The sequence below is a fragment of the Sphaerospermopsis aphanizomenoides BCCUSP55 genome, assembly GCF_001586785.1.
Taxonomy (GTDB): Bacteria; Cyanobacteriota; Cyanobacteriia; order Cyanobacteriales; family Nostocaceae; genus Sphaerospermopsis_A; species Sphaerospermopsis_A aphanizomenoides_A.
Genome location: NZ_LUFH02000178.1, coordinates 1 through 5,599, shown reverse-complemented (window position 1 = coordinate 5,599; position 5,599 = coordinate 1). Strand labels below are relative to the sequence as shown.

Genomic DNA, 5,599 nt, shown 5'->3' with positions numbered 1-5,599 from the left:
GGTGTGGGGTGTAGGGGGCAGGGAGAAAGATAATTATTTCTCAAAACAATCCGGTCTAAAACCGGACTTCGTCCAAAGTTTTTGCAGTGGGGTATAAATCCCCGTTACAACAACGTCCTCCTACCTTCTGCCTTCTCCCTCCTGCCTTCTCCCTCCTGCCTTCGTTAATCACCCCATCACCCCAGACAGGTGAATTATTTTTCAAGATATGATGACACTGTATATTAAAACTGCCACTTACAAACTAACCATCTTCAGGCTGGTAATTTTTTGGAAAACTATAAACCTATGAATATGCAAGAAAAACCCACCAATGGAGACAACCAACACCCTGACAAGGTAGAAATAGCGGTTCGCTTAGACTCGGAGTTAATAGCCCAAATTAAGCATCTTACCAACGATCCCAGCAAAGTGATTGAGGTAGCTATCCGTCAGTGGTTGCGGGGTGATATACCTAGAGATGATGAACTAACTCGTTCACCAATACGTACACCTGTTCCCCCCAGGGGTGAATGGAATGATTAAGATTAGCTATGGACTGGGGAGTTGGGGTGAGAAAAAATAACCTTTTCCCAATGCCCAATGCCCAATGTCCCATGCCCAATGATAAAAAATGTAAACTTTTCATCTCTAAATTCCAGAAAAGTCAAAAATACACAATCGAAAGTGTAAAAGCTGTAAAACTTTATGCCAAAATTTAAACAGCTTTAGTAAAAGCACGGTGGAAAGCTATTTGTCTATCCAACTCGATTAATGACTATTACTGCGAACACCCAATTGCCAAATTTATTTTCTCAGCACCAGGAATCTATTAACCGTAATGCTGATGGCTTGTTACCATATCTCGGCTCTGAGTTGGTATACACGCAAGATGGGACTGGACGCTATCTGACATTCGATTGGCAGTACAGCGAACTCCTAGATTTAACAACTGAGAAAATAGTTGATGCGCTCAATGAAAATGAAATCTTTACTCCAGTAGAAAAAGTTGCCTATCTGGAAAAATTGCAACGGATTTTGACTTCTTTAGTGCCGGAAAGGGTTCAGTGTTGGTTTCAATGCAGTCATGAATTAATAGAGTTGGAGTTGACAATTACTCCGATTATGCCGCGAGTGGGTCAAACCGCGACGGTAGCTTTAGTGATGGGTAGGTTGTTGCAAGCTCAAAACAAAGGTAAAGAAATAACCCAAGAAAAATCAAGAACTCCTTCACAACTGGAGTTGGCTTTGTGTTCCCGTAGCCTGGGGCAAATATCGCAGCAACACCAAAAATTATTAAATAAAATCACCAGAAATATTCGACGCACACTTGATCTAGATGTTATTTGGCAACAAACAGTTGACTGTTTAGGAAAGGTATTCAAACTAGAACGTTGTCTGATCTGTCCATATCAGCCCTCTAATACAAAAGTCCGAGTAATCGCAGAATATCACCAGCCAGAACTAGTTTCCTTGCTTGGCTCCCAAATAGACATATCTTCTGAACCTGCCTTTGCTCAAGCTTTGACAACTCTTGAACCAATGGTGATGGAAATTCCCATCCAGGAAAATTCTCAGCGGCAAAAATTTTTGTTAGTTGCTACCAGCTATCAAGACCAAGCAAATGGTGTGGTTGCCTTAAGTTTAAAGGAGGAATGCCACATACTCACAGAAACAGAGCTAGAATTAGCCAAAGAGTTAGCGGATCAACTGGGAACTGCGATCGCTCATGCTACCTTATATAAAGAATTAGAAGCAGCACGACAAAAAGCTGAAGAAGCTTCCCGCCTCAAAAGTGAGTTTCTGGCCAATGTATCCCATGAAATTCGTACCCCCCTCAACGGGATGATTGGCTTTTTGAAGTTGATTTTAGAAGGAATGGCTGATGACCCCGAAGAACAACATCAATTTTTGACCGAAGCTCACCAATTATCAATTCACCTGCTAAATATTCTCAATGACATTTTGGATATTGCCAAAATCGAAGCAGGAAAAATGGAGCTAGATTGCTCACCAGTTAGCTTAGACGAGTTATTTAGTGATGTAGAAAGCTTTACTCGGCCGCAAGCAGAAATGAGAAATCTCAGCTTGCAAATGCAAATACCTGTTACTTCTGATCAAATAATTGTTAAAGGTAACTACCAAAGATTGTTACAAGTCATGCTCAACTTGGTAGGCAATGCCCTCAAATTTACCCATGAAGGTGGTGTCACCATCAGCGCCGATTTAGTTCTCAAAAAGAGCAAAGGCAAGCCACAATCACCAACATTACCCGGTATGGTCAAGGTACGAGTGGCAGATACAGGAATTGGTGTTTCCTTAGACAAACAAGATAAACTATTTCAACTATTTTCTCAGGTAGATGGTTCTCGCACCCGTCATTACGGTGGCACAGGTTTGGGACTCACAATATCCCAAAAACTCATAGAAGCGATGGGTGGGGAAGTACATTTTTACAGTTTAGGCGAAGGACTCGGCTCAACTGTCACCTTCACAGTTCCACTTTATCAACAACCTGTGTTGTGTTCTCCCAGTGAGTGTGAAATAGAATCTCATAACTGATGGAAGTAGGGTGTAGGGTGTAGGGTGTAGGGTGTAGGGTGTAGGGTGTAGGGTGTAGGGTGTATGGTGTAGGGTGTATGGTGACAGGTGACAGCGAAGAAAGCAGGGAAGCAGGGCTAATAAATGAGATAAGCAAATTTGCTATTTGGATCTAGGATCGATTTAACTCAACAAAAAAAGAAAATTTTGGGTATTTTGGGTAATAGGTGATATTCCCAATTTCTAACCACCGTTAATTTAGCAGGTCTAAAACTATGGCAACCCTAACACTGACACCGGAAAATGTGGAAACTGTATTAGATGAAATGCGCCCTTATCTGATGTCTGATGGGGGTAATGTGGAACTTGTAGAACTGGAAGGACCAATTGTGAAACTACGCTTACAAGGTGCTTGTGGTTCTTGTCCTAGTTCAACAATGACCTTGAGAATGGGTCTTGAACGCCGCCTCAAGGAAATGATTCCCGAAATTGCTGAAGTTGAACAAGTCCTTTAGAGACTGAGGACTGGGGTGATGGGGTGATGGTGTTATAAATTAAGTCAAAATTCATGCATTCAAAAGTCAAAAACTCTGTTCCCTGTTCCCTGTTCCCTGTTCCCTGTTCCCTGTTCCCTGTTCCCTGTTCCCTGATTTCCCAATTACCCGGTATGAGATAATTTATCATTCATGATTATCAGTAAATTATCAATTACTTATCACTCCTCATGTCCCATCCCCTGTACGTCGCTTTTATCTGGCATCAACATCAGCCGCTGTACAAGTCTCCTGGTGGCTTTTCTGTTGCACCTAGCCAGCAGTACCGTTTGCCGTGGGTAAGGTTACATGGTACTAAGGATTATCTGGATTTAATATTACTGCTAGAAAAGTATCCTAAGTTACACCAAACAGTAAATTTAGTACCGTCTTTGATATTGCAACTGGAAGATTACATAGCTGGTACTGCTTTTGACCCTTATTTGACCGCCAGCTTGACACCTATTGAACAGTTGACCACAGAACAGAAGGAATTTATTGTTGAACATTTTTTTGATGCTAATCACCATACACTGATAGATCCTCATCCTCGTTATGCCCAGTTGTATTATCAAAGGCAGGAACGAGGGCAAGCTTGGTGTTTAGCAAATTGGCAACCAGCAGATTATAGTGATTTATTAGCTTGGCATAATCTAGCTTGGATTGACCCGTTATTTTGGGATGACCCAGAAATTGCAGCTTGGTTAAAACAGGGACGAGACTTTACTTTAAGCGATCGCCAACGAATTTATTCTAAACAACGGCAAATCCTCAGTCGCATTATTCCCCAACACCGGAAAATGCAGGAAACAGGACAGTTAGAAGTTACTACTACACCCTACACTCATCCAATTTTGCCTTTATTAGCTGATACCAACTCTGGGCAGGTAGCAGTGCCAAATATGACACTACCTACCTCTCGTTTTCAGTGGGCAGAAGATATTCCCCGACATTTGCAAAAATCTTGGGATTTATATAAAGACCGTTTTGGCAGAGAACCACGAGGTTTGTGGCCTTCTGAACAGTCAGTAAGTCCAGAAATTTTACCTGATATTATTAAACAAGGATTTAAGTGGATTTGCTCAGATGAAGCTGTTTTAGGTTGGACTCTCAAACACTTTTTCCATCGGGATGGGGCGGGAAATGTCCAGCAACCAGAACTACTTTATCGTCCCTATCGTTTGCAAACTCCCGCAGGTGATTTATCTATAGTCTTCCGCGACCATAGATTATCTGATTTGATTGGTTTTACCTACAGTTCCATGCAGCCAAAACAGGCAGTAGCGGATTTAGTGGGACATTTGCAAGCGATCGCCAGAAAGCAAAAAGAAAAGCCCAGTGAACAACCTTGGCTAGTTACCATCGCCTTAGATGGGGAAAACTGCTGGGAATTTTATCCCCAAGATGGGAAACCTTTCCTAGAAGCCTTGTATCAAACTTTGAGTAATGAACCGAATATTCAACTTGTTACCGTCTCCGAATTTCTAGAAAAATACCCAGCTACAGCTACCATTGCCGGTGAACAACTCCATAGTGGTTCTTGGGTAGATGGTAGTTTTACCACCTGGATAGGAGATCCAGCCAAAAACCGCGCTTGGGACTATCTCACCCACGCCAGACAAGTTTTAGCCAATCATCCCGAAGCCACCGAAGAAAACAACCCCGCCGCCTGGGAAGCCTTATATGCAGCGGAAGGTTCTGATTGGTTTTGGTGGTTTGGGGAAGGACATTCTTCTAATCAAGATGCTATTTTTGACCAGTTATTTCGGGAACATCTCTATGGCATTTATAAAGCCTTAAATGAACCCATTCCCGCCTATTTGACCAAACCAGTAGAAGTCCATGAAGCACGCTCAGACCATCGTCCAGAGGGCTTTATTCATCCAATAATTGATGGTAAAGGTGACGAACAAGATTGGGATAAAGCCGGACGCATCGAAGTGGGTGGTGCTAGGGGAACAATGCACAACAGTAGCCTGATCCAGCGACTGTGGTATGGAGTAGATCACCTGAATTTTTATTTACGGGTAGATTTTAAAAGTGGTGTTGTACCAGGAAAGGAACTGCCCACAGAGTTAAATTTACTCTGGTTTTATCCAGATAAAACAATGGTAAATAGTCCTGTACCTTTAGCAGAATTACCAGACATATCACCTCTTAATTATCTATTCCACCATCATTTAGAAATTAACTTACTCACACAATCAGTTCAATTCCGAGAAGCAGGAGATAATTATCAATGGCATCCCCGTGCTACTCGCGCTCAAGCTGCTTTAAATACTTGTTTAGAAGTGGCAATACCTTGGGCAGATTTGCAAGTTCCCCCTGATTATCCTTTGCGTTTGATTGTGGTATTAGCTGATGATGGGTGTTTCCATAGTTATTTACCAGAAAATGCACTAATTCCCATTGAAGTACCGTGACGTACCCATCGCCTCCCTTCGGGTAGGCGAGGGCTTCTCAGAGACTCCTCTATGAGGACATTATCTGAGCTTTTAGATCGTGCGTCCCACGATTCTTGATGTTGATAGCGGCGTTCAAATCTC

General features: G+C 42.3%; 4 protein-coding genes. All 4 read left to right on the top strand.

All coding sequences use genetic code 11. The features are described 5' to 3' along the window. Positions 1–288: 288 nt before the first annotated feature. Positions 289–525 carry a hypothetical protein gene (locus A0J48_RS25700; protein ID WP_200327408.1) on the top strand — a complete coding sequence of 79 codons (237 nt, stop codon included), beginning with the start codon at positions 289–291 and terminating at the stop codon, positions 523–525. 228 nt (positions 526–753) lie between these two features. Continuing rightward, positions 754–2,541 (top strand): sensor histidine kinase, encoded by a 1,788-nt coding sequence (locus A0J48_RS25695; RefSeq protein ID WP_200327407.1) that lies wholly within the window; start codon positions 754–756, stop codon positions 2,539–2,541. Between the two features lie 254 nt (positions 2,542–2,795). Further along, positions 2,796–3,035: a NifU family protein gene (locus A0J48_RS25690; RefSeq protein ID WP_200327406.1), complete on the top strand. Its 240-nt coding sequence runs from the start codon at positions 2,796–2,798 to the stop codon at positions 3,033–3,035. Between the two features lie 209 nt (positions 3,036–3,244). Continuing rightward, a complete protein-coding gene (locus A0J48_RS25685; RefSeq protein WP_200327405.1) occupies positions 3,245–5,476 on the top strand; it encodes a glycoside hydrolase in 2,232 nt (743 codons plus the stop codon). Positions 5,477–5,599 lie beyond the last annotated feature (123 nt).

What these genes read in the sequence shown, in the direction of transcription:
- A0J48_RS25695 (WP_200327407.1), top strand. Translation starts at nt 754, where the DNA reads ATGACTATTACTGCGAACACCCAATTGCCAAATTTATTTTCTCAGCAC.
- A0J48_RS25690 (WP_200327406.1), top strand. Translation starts at nt 2,796, where the DNA reads ATGGCAACCCTAACACTGACACCGGAAAATGTGGAAACTGTATTAGAT.
- A0J48_RS25685 (WP_200327405.1), top strand. Translation starts at nt 3,245, where the DNA reads ATGTCCCATCCCCTGTACGTCGCTTTTATCTGGCATCAACATCAGCCG.
- A0J48_RS25700 (WP_200327408.1), top strand. Translation starts at nt 289, where the DNA reads ATGAATATGCAAGAAAAACCCACCAATGGAGACAACCAACACCCTGAC.